Here is a 20,676-nt window from a genome sequence, read left to right as displayed (position 1 = left end):
TCCGCGGTTTCTACCGTACATCAACGATGCGTTACCCTGATGGAACCGGCGAACAGGCATGAAGATATTGAAAAAGGAGAATTAAGAGCTGAGCTCTTGAATCTTTTTCCTCACGAGCTGGTTAACCAGCTTTCCATCGGCCTTTCCTCTAAGCTTGGCCATTGCCCTTCCCATGAGCATTCCCATTGCACCCATGCCCTTGGCCTTCACTACATCTATGTTCTCCCGAACTATTTCCTCGACTATTCTTTCAACTTCCTCCTCACTTAACAAAGCAAGCCCCTTTTCCTCTGCAACCTGCAGAGCGGTCTTCTCTGGATGGAGTGCAAGCTCCTTGAATATCTCCTCAAATGCCTCCTTTGCTATTCTGTTGTCGAGGAAAAGTTTGAACGCATCTTTTATGTGCTTTTCCGTAATGTTTTCAACTGGCACTTCCTTCTTAAGACCTTTGAGAACCACCACAAGGACTGAAGCCGCCAGGGAAGGTTTAACACCCATTCCTATAAGCTCTTCAAAGAGCTCATCTCTCTCCTCATCAATTAACGTCTGTGCCAAGCTTCTATCTATGCCGTATTCCTTGACATAACGCTCCACTCTCGCCTGTGGATACTCTGGAAGGTTCTCCAAGATCTCTTTCTTAAGCTCTTCACTGATGAGTATTGGCGGAATGTCTGTTTCTGGATACATTCTAGCCTTTCCCGGGAGAGGGCGCATGTATTGGGTATTCCCATCCGGCAAAGCCCTTCTCGTTTCCTCGGGAACGCCTCTGATGGCCTCTCTTGCCCTCTGAAGAACCTCTCTAAGGGCTTTCTTGGCGATCTCTTCCTCAGCCGCAACTAACACAAAGGCATCAAGTTCCCCAAGGTTGAGTCTCTCGATGACCTTGTTAACCTCCTCCTGGCTTATGCCATAGTTTGGCAGCTCATCGATGTGGAATATACCTTTTACGTACTTCTTAGCCCTGTCAGCCATTTCCGTTCCAAGCCTTCTTCCGGGCTGAATTTCGAAGCCTATGAGACCTCTAAACTTTGGAAGCCTAATAGCCAAAACTTTTCCTCCCTTTTTCAAGGAATTGGCAACTATCTTCGAGCCTGTGTTAGCAAAGATGTCGCTTACGTCATAAAACTCCTCTTTAAGTTCTTCCTCTTTTGCTCCCCTCTTCTCAAGCTCCTCTTTGATCTTTAGAAGGTTGAGCTGTCTCTCAACCTCGCGCTCAATTATGGTGGGTATCATATCCAGCTCCTGAACACCCTTAATCTCAATTCTCGCCCCGCCTTTGATGGAAACGTTTAGATCTTGCCTTATTGTTCCGAGACCACGTTTTACCTTGCGCGTTGCCCTCAAAGCATCGCCTATGAACTTTGCCACGACCTTTGCCTGTTCCGGGTGGTGAATGTCTGGAGTAGTTGCTATTTCAATTAGAGGAATCCCCAAACGGTCAAGCCTGTAAACTGCTTTCCTGTCACTTTGCTCTATAATCCTGCATGCGTCTTCTTCAAGACAGATCGTTGGAATCCCGACGCTCCCCCATGGAGTGTCCACCCTGCCGTTCATGCCAACTATGGCAGTTCTCTGAAAGCCAGAGACGTTGGAGCCGTCTATGACGATTTTCCTCATAAAATGAACTTCATCGACTGGAATGGCATTCAGGAGATAGGTAATCTGGAGGGCAACCCTTAATGCCTCTTCATCCGGTAGATGGGGCGGTTCTTCGTCCAGATAAACGAGGTCACTGTACCTGTAGTTCCCTTCGTAGACAAAAACCCTATCCTTTTTGAACTCCTCAAGTGCAGCCTGGTCGATCTCCTCAAGCTCGCTCATCGTGGGCCTTAACCTTCTCTCAACTGTAAAATCCACCTCCTCATGAAGTTCGCTCGGTACTGGGGAAAACAGCTTTTTTGTATCGAGCTGTCTGTGAATTTCAAGACCAACCTTGAGACCAAGTGCCTTATAATCAAACTCCATGTCTATCACCTCAGATAAGTGTCAAATCTTGTGTAGGGGGTAATCTCTCCAGCATAGTTCGTGAGCATCATATTTCTAACTTCCTCAAGGTTCTGCGTATGACCAAGAACCCATATGAGCTTCACGTAAGCCGTCTCCGGAAGCATGTCCTCACATGGAATAACTCCAGCTTTAAGAAGCTTCCTTCCGGTTGAATAGACGTTGAGGTTGACCCTACCGTAGAGGCACTGGCTCGTCATGCAAACTGCAACACCTTCCTCAACTGCCCTTTCTATTGTTGGTATTATCTCGTTTGGCGTGTGGCCGAGACCTGTGCCCTCTATTACAATTCCCTTATAGCCTTTATCCACTAAAAAGTCTATGAGCTCTCCGCTCATGCCCGGATAAACCTTTATTAGGGCAACTTTCTCTTCAAGCTTGTCGTCCACCCAAACTTCGCTCTCTCTTCTTTTTCTGTAGTCGTCCCTTAGGTACTCGACTCTTCCATCAGGCCATATCCTCGCTATGGGGACGTCGTTTATACTCCTGAAAGCGTCTCTCCTTGAGGTGTGCATTTTTCTAACCTTTGTCCCTCTGTGTGCCAAACAGTAGGTGTCGCTGGTTTCTCCGTGCATCACAACGGCAACCTCACCAAAGTCCTCAACGGCCATTCTGGTGGAGCATATTAAATTCACCGCGGCATCGCTTGAAGGTCTATCGCTACTCCTCTGGGAGCCAACGAAGATTACGGGCTTTCCTAAATCCCTCAGCATGAAGCTTAATGCAGCGGCAGAATACCCCATCGTGTCTGTTCCATGGCCTATTATAACTCCATCTTCACCGCTGTTGAGAGCCTTTGCAACCTCATGAGCCATCTTTTTCCAGTATTCCGGCTTCATATCCTCGCTCATTATGTTAAAGAGAAGCTTTGGGGTTATATTGGCTATCTCAAAAATCTCTGGAACGGCTTTTGCGAGCTCTTCAGCAGTGAAAGCCGCATGAACCGCACCGGTTTTGTAGTCTATTTTGCTCGCTATGGTTCCTCCGGTTCCTATTATGGTAACGTTTGGAAGCCCAGGTTTTTTAGGTAAAACTTCTTTAAATGAGATTTCTTCTCTTGGCTTGGCTTTTTCGAGGATTTTCACTTCAACTATCTGGTCGATTAAAATCCCGATGTTGTACCCGTTGTCCAGCTTTATTGTAAGGGTTTCCCCCTTCGAAAGCTCATATGGGGGCATTACAAGGCCCCTGTAGACAGCTCTTGTGCCGTTTTCCTTCTCAACGATCTCAACATAATCGCCAACTTCAATGCCTTTTTCCTTCATGAAAAGCTCAACCTTCCTCATAGCGAAACCCCCTTTGAATCCTAAGCTGGGTAGAGGTGGGAGGGATATAAACTTGTCTCTTTTACCACCGAGATAGCCCCTATAGGGCCTCTATTTTAAACCTCGGCTCTTCGATCCATTCCGACCTGCACTTTGGACATCTACCCGGTATCTTTATCTCCGGTCTAAATACGAAGCCGCACTTCCTGCACTGGGCTGGTTGAATGAGGAGAACCTTTCCTTCACGCTTTACAATATTTGAAATAGCTTTAAGGTCTTCAAGGATTGCCTTTTTACTCCCTTTGCCCCTCATCTCAAGGAGCACTGCAAGTTCACTTACACTGTAGTCCCTCTCCTCCAAAAGCTTTATTATCTTCTGTCTTCTCGTCATCATAGGGAAAAGTCTGAAAGGGCATTAAAAAGCTTAAGGGTGCGAGCGATGATAATGGAAAAGGCCGAAGAGATGCTCAAAGAGCACAAGCTATGTAACCACTGCTTAGGAAGAGCCTTTGCCCTGCTTGGGAAAGGAGAAAATCGCATCCGGGGGAAATCAATAAGGTTGGTCATTAATATGGAAAGAGAAGCTAGGGGGGAGGATGGATTTCAGGAGCCCCAAGAGTGTGAGCTTTGCGGAAATGTCTTCAAGAAGACCGAATATCTTGCAAGGCTTTGCTATGATAAGGCTTCAAGGCTTGGGCTTGAGTTTGAGGGCTTTCTCGTTGGCTCAAGGGTTCCCAAGGAAATTGTAGAGAAAGAACGGGAGATAATTGAAAAGTTTGGGTTGAAGTATGCCGAGCCAATAAACAGAGAATTGAACAGAGAAATTGGAAAAATCCTTGAACTCATACTTCAAAAGCCTGTAAACAAAAGCGACCCGGATGTTGTTTTTATAGTGGAACCATACAATGAGAGGGTGGAACTCCAGATAAGGCCTATCTACATCTACGGTCGCTATAGGAAGCTGGTTAGGGGAATCCCTCAAACGCCTTTGAGGGGATTCAAAGAGAGTGTTGCGTCAATAATCTGCAAACCTTTTTCAAAAGCGACAAAAGGGGAATGCATATTCCACGGGGCTGGAAGAGAGGACGTAGATGTGAGAATGCTTGGGAATGGGCGGCCTTTTGTCGTTGAGGTTAAGAGACCAATAAAAAGGCATGTTGACTTAGAGAAAATTGCAGAGGAAATCAACAAGAGCGGGAAAGTTGAGGTTTTGGGGCTTAGGTTTATAACCAATGAAGAAGCCGAAAAGGTTCTCACGTCAAACCACAAAAAAGAATACGAGGCCCTTGTTTATGTTGAGGAGGGCATCAGCAGGGAAGAGGTTGAAAAGGTCGTTAAGGCACTCGAGGGGGCGACTATTCATCAAAGAACCCCCAGAAGGGTTTTAGGGAGAAGGGCAGATATTGTGAGGATAAGAAAAGTCCATAAGGCTGAAGGTGAGCTTTTAGATGAGAGGCATTTTAAACTCCGCCTGATAGCTGACGGAGGACTCTACATAAAGGAGCTGATTTCCGGGGACAAGGGAAGGACAACCCCTTCAGTGAGCGAGATATTAGGAAAGAAGGCTTGGTGCGAAAAGCTTGATGTGCTGAACATCCTGGATGAACAGTGAAAACTTTATAAATGGTCGAGCAAATGAGCTTATGGTACTGGGAAAGACCCGTAGTTGATAAAAGCCTGTTCCTAAACGTATAAGTTGTTGAAACTCCTAAATAAGCTCTAAGAGGTGATTGATATGGTTCAGAAAGCCCATACTGTTAGAAGGAAAACCAGAGGTAAGCTTAGCAAGTCACCAAGGAGGAGAGGCCTTCCTCCATTAACAAGGTTCCTCCAAGAGTTTGAGATTGGACAGAAAGTCCACATAGTGATTGAACCAAGCTACCACAAAGGAATGCCCGATCCAAGGTTCCATGGAAGAACCGGTACAGTGGTTGGAAAGAGGGGAGATGCATACATAGTCCAGCTCACTGATGGCGATAAGACCAAGACATTCTTTATTCACCCAGTCCATTTAAGACCCCAGAAGTGAGAGCTATGATAGGGCGCAAGAAGCTTAAGGAGGAATACATCTCAATCCCAGAGGCAAAAGAGCTGCTGCTTAGAAGGAAAGAAGAGGGAGTCGAGGAAAACCCAGAGGAGCCAATATTCTACGAGGCAAGGGTCAGCATTGAGCATGCAGAGAGGTTTTCAAAGCTTCCAGCAGAAAAGGCAAAAGAGCTTAGAGAAAAGCTAACGGGCCTCTTTGAATGGCTCGACGGAAGGATAGCAACAAAAATTGTTGACATAATGCCCGAGGACTACTTTGACATAAGGGTCATCTTTGCCAAGGAAGAACACATGCCCACCAAAGAAGAAGCAGAAAAGATACTCGAAATCCTTGAAGAGTTTAGAGAGTAGCGCTCTCTTCTTCTTTTTCAAAATTTCTCGAAAAGTATTAAAAGCCCTAAGCTGTATATTCTTGGGGGGAGAGACCATGGATTATTATAATAGAAGGCATTCCTATGCCCAAAGCACCGATAAAAAAAAGCGTCACGTGGAGTATGAAGAATACGCATATGTGTTAGATTATCTTCCCACCGGTTATCTCGATCTTGAGCATCGAAACCTTAGGGAAAACAAGCCTATAGCACAGGTTATTGGGGAGAGTGCTTTTACCCTGCTCGAGGTAATCCCTAAGACAGACCTTATGCTCTATGAGAGGGTCTTTGTTGGAAAAGGACAGAGGGATAAAATATTAATGATAACCAGAAAGCTTAATTACGATGACCTCACTCCAACTGCGAAGGCTGAACTTCCGTACGTCCTTGAGGAAATTGTAAAGAACAATGAAGGGCGTTTTGTGAAGTTTTTTAACCTTGCTCCACCAATTACGAACAGGCTTCACAGCCTGGAACTGCTTCCGGGAATAGGGAAAAAGCACATGTGGGACATCTTGGAGGAGAGGGAAAGAGAACCATTCAAGAGCTTTGAGGACTTAAAACATAGGGTAAAGGGACTTCCAGATCCCGTGAAGATGATAGCGAGAAGAATCCTGGACGAACTTGAGAACAAAGACCGCTACAGGCTTTTTGTAGGCTCAAGGAGAATATTCAGGGAGTAGATATGCACTCCAAGGTCTTTTCTTTAATTTCTAAATACCATCTAAAGCCCAATTCTGATCTTGGTCAGAATTTCCTCATAGTGGAGGATGTTATCGAGAGAGAAGTGGAAAGGGCAGAAATAAATGAAAGCGAGACCGTTCTTGAAATAGGGCCCGGTTTGGGGGTGCTAACAGACGAGCTGGCAAAGAGGGCAAAGAAGGTTTACGCCATAGAAAAGGATTCACGGATAATCGAAATCCTGGAGAAGGAGTACGGATGGGACAACGTGGAGCTCATACTCGGAGATGCTCTAAAAATAGACTTTCCTTACTTTGATAAAATAGTTTCCAACCTTCCCTACCAGATATCTTCTCCCATAACCTTTAAACTTCTGAAGTATGACTTCAAGAAAGCCGTGCTTATCTATCAGCTTGAATTTGCCCAGCGAATGGTGGCGAAGCCGGGAGATAAAAACTATTCCCGCCTCTCGGTAATGGTGCAGGCTAAGGCTGATGTTGAGCTTGTTGAAAAAATTGGCAGGGGAGCATTCTACCCAAAACCAAAGGTTGATTCCGCAGTAATAGTAATGACGCCCAAACCCAAAGATGAGCGGATAACTCTAAACGAAAACCTCGTGAAGGCCCTCTTCCAGCACAGGAGAAAGCTGGCAAGCAAGGCCCTAAAGGACTCTTACCATATGCTGGGACTTACAAAAGGTGAGTTCAAAAAACTTAAGCCCATCATTGAACACATTCCCCACTCTCAAAAAAGAGTCTTTCAGCTGTCCATAGAGGAGATAAAAGATATCGAAGAGTACTTAAGGCAAAATGGACTACTTTGAGGAAACCCGGGTCTGATAAAGATCGTTTATCATCCCATAATGTCCAAGGTTCAGCTTTTCGATGACCCGCTTGGAATACTTCGACTCCATTAAGGACACCGCAGTACGAACTATCTGAGTTAAACTTAAATACTTTCGCTGGGTTTTTAAACCTCTAACCAAAATCCCCACACATGATAGTTGCAATAATAGACGGCTACACCGATGAACCCGCTGGCCTCGGAGTTCCCCCTTATTTAGGAATCTACCCGAGATACGCCTACGGTGCAATAAAAAAAGCCAGAAAAGATGCGAGAATTTTTTACCTCACGATAGATGACCTCCGCTTTACTTTTGAGGGCGAGCAGGGGATAAAAACCAAGAACAAAACTCCCAACGTGTATAAAACAAAGGAAATCCTTGAGAAGGCTGATGTGATCATATACATCGGTGGACTGCACACTCCGGGAAAATACCTCTCTGCGGTTCCCTCTCAGGTGGAAGAGGTTGCAAAGTTTATAAAACCCTTCAAAGGCATTAAAATCCTCGGCGGGCCGGCTTTTATGGGCTCAGCCCATGAAGGTGGGACAAAGATAAGCCCAAGGGAACTAGCCCTTGCCCATGCAATTTTTGACCACATCGTTTACGGCGACTTAGAGGCTTTTCTTTATGACTTCTTCACAAACCCTAAGGACGCAAATCCATTTCGCTTTAGGGACTATTTGGAATTAAGGGACTACGCACTCTTAGGTGCCGAAGTCGTGAAGCAATTTCCCGATTATCCAGATTTCGTTATAGTGGAAATCGAAACCCAGAGGGGATGTCCCAAAGCTGCAGGTATGGGGGGCTGTTCCTTCTGCACCGAACCCGTGAGATACAGAGCAATAGAAGACCGACCTATTGAAGACATCGTTAAGGAAGTTGAAGTGCTCTATAACTTGGGAGTAAGGCACTTTAGGGTAGGAAGGCAGAGCTGTATCTTTTCATACATGGCTAAGCCAAACGGCAGGGTTCCGATTCCAAATCCAGAAGCCCTTGAGAAGCTCTTCAAGGGGATTAGAACAGTTGCACCGGATGTGAAGACCTTGCATGTAGACAATGCCAACCCGGCGGTTATAGCAAATTATCCCGAGGAAAGCATTAAAATTGCGAAGACGCTTATAAAATACGGCACGCCTGGAAACGTCGTTGCCTTTGGGCTTGAAACGGCCGATCCAAAGGTTGCGAGGATCAACAACTTGAACTCCACAGCGGAGGAAACCTACGAAGCGGTCAGGATTTTGAATGAAGTTGGCGCTAAAAGGGGCTACAACGGAATGCCCTGGCTTTTACCAGGGATAAACATCCTCTTCGGCCTTCCTGGAGAAACTAAGAAGACTTACGAGCTTACCTACGAGTTCTTAAAGAAAATCCTTGACGACGGGTTACTGGTTAGGAGAATAAACATAAGGCAGGTCGTTGTCTTTCCAGGAACCCCTTTGTGGTATATGAGGGATAAGGTAAAGACCGAAAAGCACAAAAGTCTCATAAAGCACTACAAGTACAAGATAAGGCACGAGATAGATTACCCAATGCTTAAAAAGCTCGTACCGGTGGGGACGATTTTGAGGGATGTTAGGGCGGAGGTGTTTGATAACGGCCTAACATACGGCAGGCAGATAGGGAGTTATCCATTGATAGTAGGAATCCCAAAGAAAATTGAGCTGAACAGGTTTTATGACGTTTTGATTGTTGACCACGGCTTTAGGAGCATAACCGGTATACCAATTCCCATAAACGTGAACAGGGAGGGCTCAAAGGTTTTAAGCTATCTGCCCGGAATTGGAAAGAAAAAAGTTGCAAAAATCCTCGCAAAAAGACCGTTCAAAAGCAAGGAGGAGTTTTTAGAAATTATAGAAGCAGAGAAAAGGGAAATGTACAGGGATGTGGTGGTCATTTAACCCTCGACGCTATGATGGTTTTCAACAGCAAAACTTCCGCAAAGAGAGTCTGCTCGCTTGTTGCTTCGAGGACTACAACACCCTCTTTTGGGGAATATATGCGGTCTATTTTTCCTCCTTCTGCAGGCCCCTTTAATAGGACAAGGAGATGCTTTTTGTTTCCAACGATCCCAAGTCCAATCTTGACCTTCTGAATGAATCCAAGGGAGACAGTGTGCATTTTTTCAACATCGGCTTGAGCCATAGCCATGGACTCATTCTCATCGTATCCCTTTCCCATGTAATACCAGTATCTATTTGCTGTGAACGCCGGTGACAACACAGCGGCTATTTCCGTTACTGTCCTTGTCCTCCATATGCACACATCCCCAAGAGCCTTGGCATCACAGTTTCTAAACATTGGATCTCCAACGATGAGGGTCATGCTCTCATATACGTTCCCTCTCAGGGTTAGATTTAAATCCAAGAGGGGATCTCCAGTGTTGTAGCTTTCAAGAAGGATTTTATAGTCGATTCCTTTATAAGGAACCTTAACAAGAACTTTTCTCAAAGGTTCTTTGTCCGGATAAACATTACTCGAAAAGTGCAAATACCCATAAGTAAGGACCCCCAAAGGAGCAAGCACAAGGATAACCAAAAGGAGCACTGCAACTAGTTTTTTATCCAATCTCAAAACCTCCAGAAAAGTTAATTAAAAAAGAAGGAAAAGGCTTCAGAGTTGAGCCAAGTATTGCATAAGCTCTTTGGCTGCTTCTCTTGTGGCGTACCTGTCCTTACCGGCAACGATGAGGACGTCGAATGTTCCGAATGCATCTTCGATGTACTCTAGGTCGCCATCGCTGTTCTTCCAGTCAACTGTGCTTAGTCCTTGGTCAACGAGGTACTTGGTGATTGCGTTTGCAACTGGTCCACCGACGAGGATGAGGTTGCTGTCAACTGCGTTGACGTCAACTTCGGTGTCAAGGACTGTGATTGGCTCTGTTGGGACCATTGGTGTAACCTTGGTGTAGGTTTCGCCCTTGATTGACTCGATTATCCATCCGTCAAGCTCGCCACCAACTGCAAGCTCCTTGGTCTCATATACTCTCTCTGTTGGTTCAATTACAATCATAGCTTTTGCAGTCATTAACTCGTCTTTCTTGTCACCATCATCATTAATGTCATAGTTAGCATCTGCTTCGTCTTTGGTCCATGTTTGGAGCTTGTAGTAGACTTTGTATTTTCCTAAGACGTCTACAGTCTTTTCTTCGATGTCATCTGCATTGCTTAGTGTTATCCACTTGATGACTTTGTCTCCATCACTGTTTGTGCCAGTAGTAATCTCTGCTTTCCACCCAGCCACTAACTCGTCACCGCTTTCAATCTTCTTCTTATTTGTAACTACTTGAATTGTAGCAATCAAGTTGCTGTCGATACCAACGAATGTGTCGGTAAGGGTAAGGATTATTCCACCGTTACCAAAGACATCCTTCTCTTCGTCCTTCTTGAGTATAACGAGCTGGTCAATTCCATTTGGGCTTGTGACCTCTACCAGTGCTCTGTTCTCGTAAACGCTTATGTCAACGGCCTTAACCTTGTAGCCGTCGTAGTCCTTGATGTCTCCAAGCCTGAACCAGACTTCGCCGTGATCCTTACCGTATTCAAAGGCTTTGTCAATAACATTGAGCACATAGTAACTATTGCCAAGAACGGTAAATGTATCTCCTGAAGCTACTCCTTCGTACACGTAGCCTTTGAAGTTTATTTTAACGTCACTTGGATCAACGTCGTACTCATCTGCTATCTCATTTGGGTCTGGTTTGTCATCATCTATTATGTTAAAGCTCTCTGAGTATGGGATTCCCCACTGGCTGTCCTTTCCGAGGTCAACTTCCACTGACCAGTTTGAGATTGTGTAGTTCAGGAGAACTTTGAATGCTCCTTTTGGAATTTGGAGCTTCGCGTCTTTTGGTGGTTGGTCGATATCGTTTTCATCCCAATCATCTGGATCAGTTGGTATTAGGTGTATTTCGTCAATCGAGAAGTCCCAGTCAACTTTGAAGTCCTCATCTATCCCATCCATGTCTTCTACTTCGTACATCCATGGGAGGGTTTGGTAAGCAGCTACCCAGTCATCATAGGAACCGTTGTAGGCACTTCCATTCCACCAGTAGTCTCCTGGCAAGTCTGACCATTCCTCGGCAGTTATTGGACCTTTAACTGTTGAGTAGAAGTACTTGTAGATTGTAATGTCGTCTGGGTCGTCTGTGATGTCTTTCTTAACTACAACACTAACTCCGCTTGCCTTGACTTCCTCAGATGTGTAGAGTAAGCTTCCAATTGCAAGGGCTATGTCTGCCGCTGAGGCGACGTCCATAGTTGATGGTGCGTTTGCACCGACTACGATTTTAACGTTTGGCATTCCATCCTTAACAAAGAACTCCTTTCCCGGCATTGCAGCATTTGCGTATCCAAGGGTTGCTCCAACCATTGCGGCACCAACTGCAAGGGCCGCGATCTTCCTTACCTTCATGTCTTCACACCTCCGATACCTTGTAGGGGCTAAACCCCTAGCTATGGTATTCTTCATTACCTATAGGTGCCTTGGGGTTTATATACTTTTCGCTTTCAGACCCTTTCTAACGATTAGAAAAGCAGTCTTTTTCCTCCGATGGCCAAAAGTGGCATTTACCTAATGCCTACACTCAATTCGCCTTTTGCCGATAATATCTCGACAAGAGTTGAAGATGGCAGTAGATTCCCTACCAGCAATGATGGCCTCTGCTTATAATCTTTTCCTCCGACAGATTAAAGGCTCAGGAGAGCTTGAACTTGAAGGTGTCCTTCTCTATAAGCTTTTTCTTAAGCGGCCTGTGGATGAGTTCGTGGACAAAACCACCCAAATCGGTTAGGGCATTTTGAAGCTCCGTTGCAGATATGTCAACTATCTCCGGCTCGATTATCGATATTGCGACCGGTGCATATTTTGCCGTAAGCTGGAAGAGAACCTCAAAAGGTGATATCAGCTCACTCGCAACAAGGGCGTAGACTCTTTCATCCCTTTCTTCCTGCACCTTCACAATTATTTTGTTTATCTTACAGCCCTCATATGCGAAGGCCTTCAGCATGGTTTCCTCTATCTCCCCTTTGCCCTTCCCGTAGGTCTCAATAACGAAGCGGTAGAGAATTTCTTTGCCGTCGATTATCATATCTTCAATCTCTTCCCTGCTGTAGCCCACTTTTGGCTTTGGAATCTCATCAAGCGATGGGTATGCCACAAGGCCCCCAAACTTCTCCATGAGCTTGCCCATGAATAAAGAAACTTCCCCAAGGATTCTCATAAGGTCTTTGGCATCTGTTTCAATTTTAGCCGGGGATATTACCTCAACTATTGCGGGGGCATACTTCATGGTGGCTTTCACTATTTCTTCAAAAGAACCCTCCAGCTCAGCCTCAACCATGCTTGAGTATTTGAGCATCTCCTCTTCAGGGTTTTCAAGGACATCCTCGGCTCTTATGTTCTCAACCTTTACGTTGGTCTCATTCTTTAGGGACGTTATGATTTCCTCAACGGCCCTTTCCAAAGCTTTCTTATGGTTTGAGAGCGCCTCTATATAGAATCTAACCCTCATTGTTGCCATATTACCACCACATTCCTCCGTAATGTCTTTTCTTATATTCGCCAATTATCGGTATTGGCTCACCACAGTATTCACACTTTCCATCCTTTATGTGGTACTCCTCTATCGTAAAGCCCCACCTGACTATTAAAGGTTTTCCACACTTTGGGCAGTAGGTGTTTTCCCCCTCATGGCCCGGGACATTACCAATGTAGACGAACTTCAACCCTTCCGCTCTAGCTATGCGATAGGCCTTTTCAATGGTCTCAACCGGCGTTGGAGGCAACGTGAGAAGCTTATAATGGGGGAAAAAGCGTGAGAAGTGCACCGGTGTATCATCACCAAGCTCCCCAACCACCCATCTCGCAAAAGCTCTTATCTCATCTTCGCTGTCATTTAGCGTTGGTATTATGAGGTATGTAAGCTCAACGTGAATCCCAAACTCCTTCTTGGCCATAACAGCAGTCCTCTTGCTCGGCTCCAAACTTGGCACCTTCGAGATCTTTCTGTAAAACTCATCTTTGAATGCCTTTATGTCTATGTTCATTGCATCAATGTAGGGGGCTAACTCCCTAAAGGGTTCCTCGTTTATGTAGCCGTTCGTCACGAGAATGTTCTTGAGGCCTTCTCTTTTGGCGAGCTTTGAAGTTTCGAGAACGAATTCATACCATATCGTCGGCTCGTTGTACGTGTAAGCTATGCTCTTGCATCCGTAATGCTTGGCCAATCTCACTACAGCCTCTGAAGTGGCATCCTCCAAGTAGGGGAAAGTCTCATCAGCTTGGCTTATCTCCCAGTTCTGGCAGTGGATGCAGTGCATGTTACACCCAACTGTGCCTATAGAGAATGCACAAGAGCCGGGATAGAAGTGGAAGAGCGGCTTCTTTTCAATCGGATCGGCAGCCATAGAGGATACCTTCCCATAATTAAGGGTGTAAAGCTTACCGCCAATGTTCTTCCTAACCCTGCAGGAACCCCTTTGCCCTTCATCTATAAGACAGTTCAAGGGGCATAAGTAACATCTCACCCTGTTGCCCTCTAAGGGCTCCCAGTACATAGCCTCTCTCATAAAACCACCATTCTAAAATAGCACTTACTATAGTTTAAGCTTTTGGTTCAGGAAGAAAATGTGGCTGTATAAAGTTAGAACAGGAGTAATCAGTGTTATTCCTACTCCTCTTTTAGGCGGTCTACCCCAAAAATAGAAAGGGAAAAATCTCTAAACACATTTCAAACCTTATCAGCCAACTTTTATCATCCAAACCCAGCCGACATGAGCAGTACCAGAGTCGGAAATATGTAGTGGATTGGCAAACGTAACTTCGTAGTCTATTTCAACAATGCTGTGCCACCGGCCATCCCTGAGGGCACTTTCGCTTACGCTTCCCACTGATGCCACTCTCGTCTGAAAAGAGTATTTTCCTGAATTGGAGTACATATCAAAGTTGAGCCCCCACTTAACTCCCGCTCCACCTTGATCAACAGCCGTATACATACCATAACTCGGAACCACAACTACTAAAGGCAAAGAAACTCCTCCATATCCTATCGACAGCTGGTAAGTCGCTGGACCATCCAAAGGAGTTCCCGGTCCAACTTCTTCCAAGTTCGGGAGAAGGCTCGTTTCCAACTTCCATTTATGATATACGCTTCCTTTGTAGTTCCTATAGGGCAAATAATTGGAGTAGCCCCACTCATTTTTTAACTCATACCCCGGGTCGCTTCTATAATAAGCCCACGTCCCATATTGATCGCCTGCTACCATAAAATACTCCCTATGGGATCATTGTCATTCCAGAGCCCCCAGTAGTAAGCTTTTGCATAAATGTCTCCATATGGGGGATAAAAAACTTCATCTTTCACGGCACCAAAGTTACGTCAGTACGGCTCTGATGTGCCCTGGCAAGCATGGTTTCTGTCCCATCGCTTTTTATAGCTTTTACCTCGTATCCATGTGGAGTTCCAATAGGACGCTCCGCTTTTATATCCGGAGCTCTCTGAAAGGGTTCTTTTGCCCATTTCTTAAGGTTTTCGTGAATTTTAGTGATGTTTATGATTCCATCTGCCACCACTCTCTGGATGTTGACTTCCACTGAGCCATCTTGAGATATTTTTACTCCATATCCGATTATATTGGTGCCGGGAGTTTCAATAGGGATTGCATACATTTTATACCTGCTTTTACTTAATTCCATTATACTCTTCATTTTTTAAGAGATTAGCGCTGGTGTTAGAGGCTTTTCCAGGGTGCCGTAGAGCGGGAAAACCGTATGGCTCTGGAAATTCAGTGTCTCTACTTGAACATCATCTCTTTCTCCCAGCTTAGGAGTGTTACTGCTCGGTTCTGTCGCAATAAAAAATAAACTCCCGAGTAGCACCCCAAGCATAAACCATGACTACAAGAAATAGCAAGCAAAAAATGGATACCCCTTTACAGCACTCTCTTCCTAAACATCACCACCAAAGGTATCAGCCACGCCAGATGCACCGCAAGAGCTATTGGGAAATTGCTGTAGTCGTTAAGTGATATTTCCTCAAAGACCTTATAGAGCCAGTAAGTTGGGAGGAAAGCTGTGAACTTGCTCCAGTCCGTTGAGAGGTTTCTCCACACGACGATGAGCTTTATCGCCGGGGGCAGGAAGAGCAGCCAGCCGAGGACTTTGCTCACCGTTAATGCCTGCATCCTTGACTCGGAGAGCGAGGATATCATGAGGCCGTACGTCCATGCCTCGAAGAGGAAGAGCGTCATTAGAGCTAAGAGGCCCTTTTGGGGTATTTCTATGTCGAGTATATAGGGGGCAACGAAAGTAAATACAGCCACTACTATTGAAGCCCAGGTCAGCCTATACGCTAAAAAAGCCTCGCTCGAGATGGGGATAACTTTCAATGCCTGAACCGTCTTTTCCTCCTTCTCGTCGGCCATCATAAAGCCTGGCAACATGCCGAATATCATGGGAATGAGCACCAGCACTACGAGGGCCAGGAGGGAGTAATAAACTCCCACACGGTCTTTGAAGTAGCGGACGATGAGGAGGAGGACGAGCGTCATGGCAACGCTGTACAGCAGCATCGGATCCCTCCTTAAAAGCTTGAGGTCGGTCTTGTAAATGGCTCCAAACTTTTTGACAAAACTCATCTCAATCCCTCCACAGCATATTTGTAAAACCTTATTTTAGCGAGGTGATATGCTATAGCCGACCAGAGGAGCAAAGCTATTCCTGAAAGCGCCAGGGTGCCCCTTGAAATCTCCTCAAAGGGTGCCTTGAAGAAATAAAGTGCTGGGTAGCTGGGAACAATGTAGAGGGCTTTCCAGATTGAGTGCGTCAGGTAGCCGTGATAATGGGCAAAGGGAAGTAGCGAAACCACCATGACGGCCAATATTGGGACGAAGTACTCATCAAGGTCGCGGTACTTCGCCGATATGGCTATTCCGAGGAGGGTGTAAACTATGGAGCACAGGAGGACTCCCAAGATGATGTAGGAAAGCCCGTTGAGGGAGCGTGTGCCGATGCCCATTATAAACACGGCACCAACCACCGAGAGAACGCTCATTATGACCGTTTTTGCCAGAATATAGTTCCTCCATTCTATTGGAGTCACTGCTAAGGCTCCTATTGCACCATCCTTCTTCTCCGCGAATATCTCCGTGCCCACGAACATGAACCCGACAAGCCCAGGCTCGAAGAGGAGGAATATTGGCACCATCGCCGGGAGGTACTGCTCTGGAAACGCCATGAGCATTAAACCGTAGGCGAGGCCTATGAGCACGTATATGGGGTAGACATAACTCCTCACCCCGATGACGAAGTTCGTCTTCAGCAGGTTCTTCATCATACGAGCCGCCTCCCGGTTACCTTGAGGAATATCTCTTCTAAGGTAGGCTCCTCCGTGTTGATTCTCCTTATCTCGTGGTCCTTCAGAACCTTCAGGAACTCCTCGTTTTGGCCGATGCCCTCGAGCGGGAACTCCGCCGTTTTCACCCCGTTGCTCGCCACGTACTCGATCTTAACGAGCCTCTTCCCCATCTTCACCTTGAGCTCGCCCGGGTTGTCAACCAACCTTACGGAGCCGTCAACGATGAAGGCAACCCTGTCGCAAAGCTCATCAGCGACGTACATGTTGTGCGTGGTTAGAAAAATCGTCTTTCCGCTTTCCCTCATTTCAAGGAGGAGGTCTTTGAACTTTCTCGCGCTCGCCGGGTCGAGGCCCTCAAGTGGCTCGTCGAGGAAGAGTATGTCTGGATCTGGAAGTAGAGCTCTCGCCAGATCAAGCTTTTTCTTCATGCCCTTGGAAAACCCGGCAACAAGCTGGTCTGCTTCTTTATCAAGGCCAACCATCTTGAGCACTTCCATCGGATCGAGGTGCTTTTTGTAGAAGCTCGCGAAGAACTCAAGGTTTTCGAGGGCCGTTAATCGGGAGTAAACCGCTGGAAACTCAAAGGAGACGCCGATTCTGTTGTAGTAATCCTTGCCCCACTCGCGCAGGTCTTTTCCGAGAACCCTGATCGTTCCTTCGTAGTCCCTGATTATCTTGACGAGGATTTTGACGGTGGTTGTTTTTCCGGCCCCGTTTGGTCCAAGAAAGCCGTAGATTTCCCCTTCCCCGACCTCGAAGCTGAGGTTCTCAACACCCCTAACATCGCCGTAATACTTTCTAACATTCTTAACCTCAATCACAGGCATGCTTCCACCAATTTAAAATAGGGCTTTGAAGTAGTTATAGTTAACCCCGCACATGTGCGGGCCTCTGCCTAAACAAGAAATGAATTCAGTCCTTCTGAGATTGCTATTTGATGTAATTTTTTGTCCGCTGTATAAAATTCAGAAGCCTTTACTCGCTTTGCGGATTCAATTTGTATAGCATCCGCCTGGTAGATATGATATTTCTCCAAAAGATTCCAACAATTTGCTAGAATTGAGCCATGGACCGGAATTATCTTTAGTATCCCAAGTTTCTTCATCCTAAGGGCTTCAGAAAGAAATCTGACTCTAACTAATTCATAACTCTCTTTGTCAACCCGTTTTATTCTCTTTGCTCTATCCAATACCCCCAAAACTTCTCCTATATTCCACAAACTAAAGGCCAGCTTAATTTCACCTTGATATGCCCTAATGTATAGCTCCACTATTTTTTCGCTGTTTTCTTCCTTTATGTAGCGCTTTATTATAGCACTACTGTCCAAGTAGGCTGTCTTCTCGTTCATCTCTCATCCTCCTAACAAGTCCACTTACAGAACCCCTGGCAGGGACTGGTTCGAACTCAATTTTTTTCTCGAATTTTTCTAACATCTTCTCCAAGGCACTTTCAACATCCAATAAAAGGCCCTCAGAAATAATCTCTTCAAGAAGCTTACTTAGCTCTTTTTTCTCTTCCGCAGCATCTTTTTTGAGCTCCCACCATAGTTTATCATCTATATAAATGCTGGTTTTGATCTTCCCCATAAGTCTCACCTGTAGATAATTACCGAAAAACAGATTTAAGTATTTCGGTAAAATTAGCCTATCAATTCCCCAAGGATTTTCCTCTCCGCTTTCCTTAAGTGCTCCTTCACGGTTGAGGGGCTCAGACCGAGTATTTGCGCCAGTTCTCGGAGGGTTATCCTCCTTGGATTGTCGAAGTAGCCGCTCTTGTAAGCTACTAACAGGGTTTTTAGCTGTTTTTCTGTGAGCTTTGAGAATATGTCCTCCTTTGGCGTGTAATCTTCTATGCCAACAACCTCCGCATTGTAGGTTTTCTTGAGAACCGATATAATTTCTGAGACGAAATTCTCCTCGCAGACAACGTAGAGAAAACTTTCCTCTGGTGTCATCGTACCTTTCTCGAATATTACGAAGCCTCTTTTCTGGAGCTCAAGTACGTCGAAAGCTTCTTCTGAGTTCGGGTATTTTGGAAGCTTTGCACGTGTGTACATGTAGTAATGACCGTTTTTTAGAGATATCAGCTTGATGTCCTCGACATAGGGAAGCTTCTTCATGCGATTTACGATATCTTGGGGATTGGCTTCCTCTTTGAACTTAACTTCCACGAGCTTTATAATCTCGTCACCAACCATGAAGTGCGTGTCTCCATATGCCCATTCTATTGCCTCTATAAACCACTTAAACTCTGAGAACTGCTCCGAAAAATTGGGAAATTTGAACTTTATCCTCTTCATAGGCATCAAAGATAGTTGGAAAGCAAAAGTTATTAATTTTGCCAAAGCCGTTTCAGTTAGACTTATATCCAAGGATGATTCAAAAAAGATTAGACGGTGAGCAGAATGTTGGCTGTAGTTACGGGAGCGTCAAAGGGCATCGGCCGTCTTTTGGTTGAGAGGTTAATCAAAAAGGGCTACCAAGTTGTGGGGATAGCAAGGAGCAGAGAAGCACTGGAGGAGCTTAAAGCCAGATTCGGTGACTCTTTTGAATATGTAGTCCAAGACTTGGCCAAAGAAAATGCAGAAAAAGATGTTAAGGAGGCTCTTGAGGATTTGGGGGTAAACAGGGTTGACGTCTTGATAAACAATGCTGGATTTGCCCTAATGAGGCCCCTTTTGGAACACAGCGAAGAAGACCTCCAAAAGCTGTTTAGAGTTTTAACGATAAGCCCGGTTTTAATGACCAAAGAGCTGCTGCCATTTATGCATAGGGGCGGAAAAGTTGTGATGGTAATAAGCGGTGTTGCCTTTGTTAGAACTCCTGAAATTCCAGCGTATGGTGCCGCAAAGGCTGCTCTTCACTACTTATCACTTACACTCAGCGAAGAGCTCCGGGAAAAGGGGATAAAGGTCATAAGGGTATATCCCAAGCAGGTTGCCACGCCCTTCTGGGACAAAACTCCGAAGGGAGCTATCTCACCAGAGCAGGTAGCAGATGCCATAATGAGGGCAATAGAAAAGGAAAAAGAAGAAGTTTTCGTGCCGGGATACATCAAGGTTGCGAAATACCTTCCGAGATGGCCGGCTTTGACGTATAAGTTTGAATTTTAAGGATTTGCCAGGTGTTCCCACCCTAAGAGAGGCATCTCTCTAATTTTTCCATCCTTTTGCAGGTAAACGCCTTTTCCCTTTTCAACCTCTCCAATTATGGAAAACTCAAAGTCGAGCTTTTCGAGATGTTCCTCAGGGATAGTAAAGATGAGCTCAAACTCCTCTCCACTCGCCAGTGCAAGGTTAATAGGGTCAACCCCCAAGAGCTCTGCAACTTCAAAAACTTCCTCCCTTATTGGGAGCTTTTCGGCATAGATGGTTATTCTCACTCCACTCATCTCAGCTACCAAGTGGAGCTCCTTGCTCATGCCGTCGCTTATGTCTATTGCGGCGTTTGCATAGTTTGAAAGTATTTGCCCCTCTCTAACCCTCGCCTTGGGCTCGAGGAGCTTCTCATAGAGAGCTTTCCTTGTTTTTGGGCTAACTCCAAGGCTATCAAAGTAGACTTTAAGCCCAGCTAAGGCCCTTCCAATGTCGCCGGTAACGCAGACCAAATCCCCCACCTTTGCTCCGCTCCTCGTGAGCAACCTTTTGGTCTTTCCAAGGGCTATTCCATCTATTATGAGATCGCATGCTTCGTTGGTATCGGCACTTATTATGGGCGTGCTGTAGAAGTCAGAAGCCTCAGCGATTCCCTTTGCAATGCCCTCAAGGTACCCTATATCAATCTCTCTGGGCACTCCAAGGGAGAAGAGAAACCCTATCGGTTTACCCCCCATGGCGGCAACGTCGCTTACGTTCATAGTGAAGACCTTAAAGCCAACCTGTTCGGGCGTCATTATTCCCGGAACGTCCGTGCTTTTCACCAGCATGTCGTTTGTTGCTATGAGCCACTCATCGCCGAGCTTTAGTGCCCCAGTGTCATCTCCCAAAGGCAAATCCCCTTGATTCTTGAAGTGTTTCATGAAGAGCTCTATTATCTCGCGCTCCACTGTGATCCCCTTTGATACTACAATATGGGGGTTAAAAAGTCTTGGGAGAAAGGAATTTATATCCCAAGA

General features: G+C 45.7%; 23 protein-coding genes. 7 read left to right on the top strand and 16 right to left on the bottom strand.

Annotated features, from left to right (window positions below; all coding sequences use genetic code 11):
• Nucleotides 1-81: 81 nt before the first annotated feature.
• From gatE to ADU37_RS02725, 3 genes are all read right to left on the bottom strand, one after another.
• A complete protein-coding gene (gene gatE / locus ADU37_RS02735) occupies nucleotides 82-1,971 on the bottom strand; it encodes a Glu-tRNA(Gln) amidotransferase subunit GatE (RefSeq protein WP_144433290.1) in 1,890 nt (629 codons plus the stop codon).
• Nucleotides 1,971-3,290, bottom strand: coding sequence for a Glu-tRNA(Gln) amidotransferase subunit GatD (gene gatD / locus ADU37_RS02730; RefSeq protein WP_058946178.1), 1,320 nt, complete (start codon nucleotides 3,288-3,290; stop codon nucleotides 1,971-1,973). Before gatD ends, gatE begins: the two co-directional genes overlap by 1 nt.
• A 79-nt stretch (nucleotides 3,291-3,369) precedes the next feature.
• Nucleotides 3,370-3,663 (bottom strand): transcriptional regulator, encoded by a 294-nt coding sequence (locus ADU37_RS02725; RefSeq protein ID WP_058946177.1) that lies wholly within the window; start codon nucleotides 3,661-3,663, stop codon nucleotides 3,370-3,372.
• Nucleotides 3,664-3,708: 45 nt separating this feature from the next.
• Here ADU37_RS02725 and ADU37_RS02720 point away from each other — a divergent pair, with 45 nt between their 5' ends.
• From ADU37_RS02720 to ADU37_RS02695, 6 genes are all read left to right on the top strand, one after another.
• Nucleotides 3,709-4,881 carry a tRNA pseudouridine(54/55) synthase Pus10 gene (locus ADU37_RS02720; protein ID WP_058946176.1) on the top strand — a complete coding sequence of 391 codons (1,173 nt, stop codon included), beginning with the start codon at nucleotides 3,709-3,711 and terminating at the stop codon, nucleotides 4,879-4,881.
• Between the two features lie 123 nt (nucleotides 4,882-5,004).
• The gene (locus tag ADU37_RS02715) at nucleotides 5,005-5,298 is read left to right on the top strand and encodes a 50S ribosomal protein L21e (RefSeq protein WP_058946175.1); all 294 of its coding nucleotides are present in this window, start codon (nucleotides 5,005-5,007) and stop codon (nucleotides 5,296-5,298) included.
• A gap of 5 nt (nucleotides 5,299-5,303) precedes the next feature.
• Entirely contained in the window at nucleotides 5,304-5,666 is a 363-nt protein-coding gene (locus ADU37_RS02710; protein ID WP_058946174.1) for an RNA polymerase Rpb4 family protein, read from the top strand.
• Nucleotides 5,667-5,742: 76 nt separating this feature from the next.
• Nucleotides 5,743-6,369 carry a DUF655 domain-containing protein gene (locus ADU37_RS02705; protein WP_058946173.1) on the top strand — a complete coding sequence of 209 codons (627 nt, stop codon included), beginning with the start codon at nucleotides 5,743-5,745 and terminating at the stop codon, nucleotides 6,367-6,369.
• A 2-nt stretch (nucleotides 6,370-6,371) separates the two neighbouring features.
• The gene (gene rsmA / locus ADU37_RS02700) at nucleotides 6,372-7,190 is read left to right on the top strand and encodes a 16S rRNA (adenine(1518)-N(6)/adenine(1519)-N(6))-dimethyltransferase RsmA (RefSeq protein ID WP_058946172.1); all 819 of its coding nucleotides are present in this window, start codon (nucleotides 6,372-6,374) and stop codon (nucleotides 7,188-7,190) included.
• A 173-nt stretch (nucleotides 7,191-7,363) separates the two neighbouring features.
• The gene (locus tag ADU37_RS02695) at nucleotides 7,364-9,109 is read left to right on the top strand and encodes a radical SAM protein (RefSeq protein WP_058946171.1); all 1,746 of its coding nucleotides are present in this window, start codon (nucleotides 7,364-7,366) and stop codon (nucleotides 9,107-9,109) included.
• Here the strand turns inward: ADU37_RS02695 and ADU37_RS02690 are convergent.
• The 12 genes from ADU37_RS02690 to ADU37_RS02635 form a co-directional block, all read right to left on the bottom strand.
• On the bottom strand, nucleotides 9,102-9,776 hold the full coding sequence (locus ADU37_RS02690; protein WP_058946170.1) for a hypothetical protein: 675 nt from the start codon (nucleotides 9,774-9,776) through the stop codon (nucleotides 9,102-9,104). The genes ADU37_RS02695 and ADU37_RS02690 overlap by 8 nt on opposite strands.
• 45 nt (nucleotides 9,777-9,821) lie before the next feature.
• Nucleotides 9,822-11,621 carry an S-layer protein gene (locus ADU37_RS02685; RefSeq protein ID WP_058946169.1) on the bottom strand — a complete coding sequence of 600 codons (1,800 nt, stop codon included), beginning with the start codon at nucleotides 11,619-11,621 and terminating at the stop codon, nucleotides 9,822-9,824.
• A gap of 283 nt (nucleotides 11,622-11,904) precedes the next feature.
• Nucleotides 11,905-12,729 carry a hypothetical protein gene (locus ADU37_RS02680; protein WP_058946168.1) on the bottom strand — a complete coding sequence of 275 codons (825 nt, stop codon included), beginning with the start codon at nucleotides 12,727-12,729 and terminating at the stop codon, nucleotides 11,905-11,907.
• Nucleotide 12,730: 1 nt separating this feature from the next.
• Nucleotides 12,731-13,777: an AmmeMemoRadiSam system radical SAM enzyme gene (gene amrS, locus ADU37_RS02675; RefSeq protein ID WP_058946167.1), complete on the bottom strand. Its 1,047-nt coding sequence runs from the start codon at nucleotides 13,775-13,777 to the stop codon at nucleotides 12,731-12,733.
• A 171-nt stretch (nucleotides 13,778-13,948) separates the two neighbouring features.
• Nucleotides 13,949-14,473: a hypothetical protein gene (locus tag ADU37_RS02670; protein WP_058946166.1), complete on the bottom strand. Its 525-nt coding sequence runs from the start codon at nucleotides 14,471-14,473 to the stop codon at nucleotides 13,949-13,951.
• Between the two features lie 94 nt (nucleotides 14,474-14,567).
• On the bottom strand, nucleotides 14,568-14,915 hold the full coding sequence (locus ADU37_RS02665; protein WP_144433175.1) for a hypothetical protein: 348 nt from the start codon (nucleotides 14,913-14,915) through the stop codon (nucleotides 14,568-14,570).
• Between the two features lie 224 nt (nucleotides 14,916-15,139).
• Nucleotides 15,140-15,844 (bottom strand): ABC transporter permease, encoded by a 705-nt coding sequence (locus tag ADU37_RS02660; protein ID WP_058946164.1) that lies wholly within the window; start codon nucleotides 15,842-15,844, stop codon nucleotides 15,140-15,142.
• A complete protein-coding gene (locus ADU37_RS02655) occupies nucleotides 15,841-16,542 on the bottom strand; it encodes a hypothetical protein (protein ID WP_058946163.1) in 702 nt (233 codons plus the stop codon). The genes ADU37_RS02660 and ADU37_RS02655 overlap by 4 nt, the downstream gene beginning before the upstream one ends.
• Nucleotides 16,539-17,390: an ABC transporter ATP-binding protein gene (locus ADU37_RS02650; RefSeq protein WP_058946162.1), complete on the bottom strand. Its 852-nt coding sequence runs from the start codon at nucleotides 17,388-17,390 to the stop codon at nucleotides 16,539-16,541. Before ADU37_RS02650 ends, ADU37_RS02655 begins: the two co-directional genes overlap by 4 nt.
• Nucleotides 17,391-17,458: 68 nt before the next feature.
• A complete protein-coding gene (locus ADU37_RS02645) occupies nucleotides 17,459-17,911 on the bottom strand; it encodes a type II toxin-antitoxin system VapC family toxin (RefSeq protein ID WP_058946161.1) in 453 nt (150 codons plus the stop codon).
• Nucleotides 17,880-18,149 (bottom strand): hypothetical protein, encoded by a 270-nt coding sequence (locus ADU37_RS02640; protein WP_058946160.1) that lies wholly within the window; start codon nucleotides 18,147-18,149, stop codon nucleotides 17,880-17,882. Before ADU37_RS02640 ends, ADU37_RS02645 begins: the two co-directional genes overlap by 32 nt.
• A gap of 53 nt (nucleotides 18,150-18,202) precedes the next feature.
• The gene (locus ADU37_RS02635; protein WP_238981989.1) at nucleotides 18,203-18,868 is read right to left on the bottom strand and encodes a helix-turn-helix domain-containing protein; all 666 of its coding nucleotides are present in this window, start codon (nucleotides 18,866-18,868) and stop codon (nucleotides 18,203-18,205) included.
• A gap of 99 nt (nucleotides 18,869-18,967) precedes the next feature.
• Between ADU37_RS02635 and ADU37_RS02630 the strand changes: the two genes are divergently transcribed.
• Nucleotides 18,968-19,675 carry an SDR family oxidoreductase gene (locus ADU37_RS02630; protein ID WP_058946158.1) on the top strand — a complete coding sequence of 236 codons (708 nt, stop codon included), beginning with the start codon at nucleotides 18,968-18,970 and terminating at the stop codon, nucleotides 19,673-19,675.
• On the opposite strand, the gene ADU37_RS02625 is transcribed toward ADU37_RS02630, so the two are convergent.
• Entirely contained in the window at nucleotides 19,672-20,607 is a 936-nt protein-coding gene (locus ADU37_RS02625; RefSeq protein WP_058946157.1) for a thiamine-phosphate kinase, read from the bottom strand. The two genes, ADU37_RS02630 and ADU37_RS02625, sit on opposite strands and share 4 nt — an antisense overlap.
• Nucleotides 20,608-20,676 lie beyond the last annotated feature (69 nt).

It is taken from the genome of Thermococcus sp. 2319x1, from assembly GCF_001484685.1.
Lineage (GTDB): Archaea > Methanobacteriota_B > Thermococci > Thermococcales > Thermococcaceae > Thermococcus_A.
This window is presented reverse-complemented; position numbering and strand designations above follow the sequence as displayed.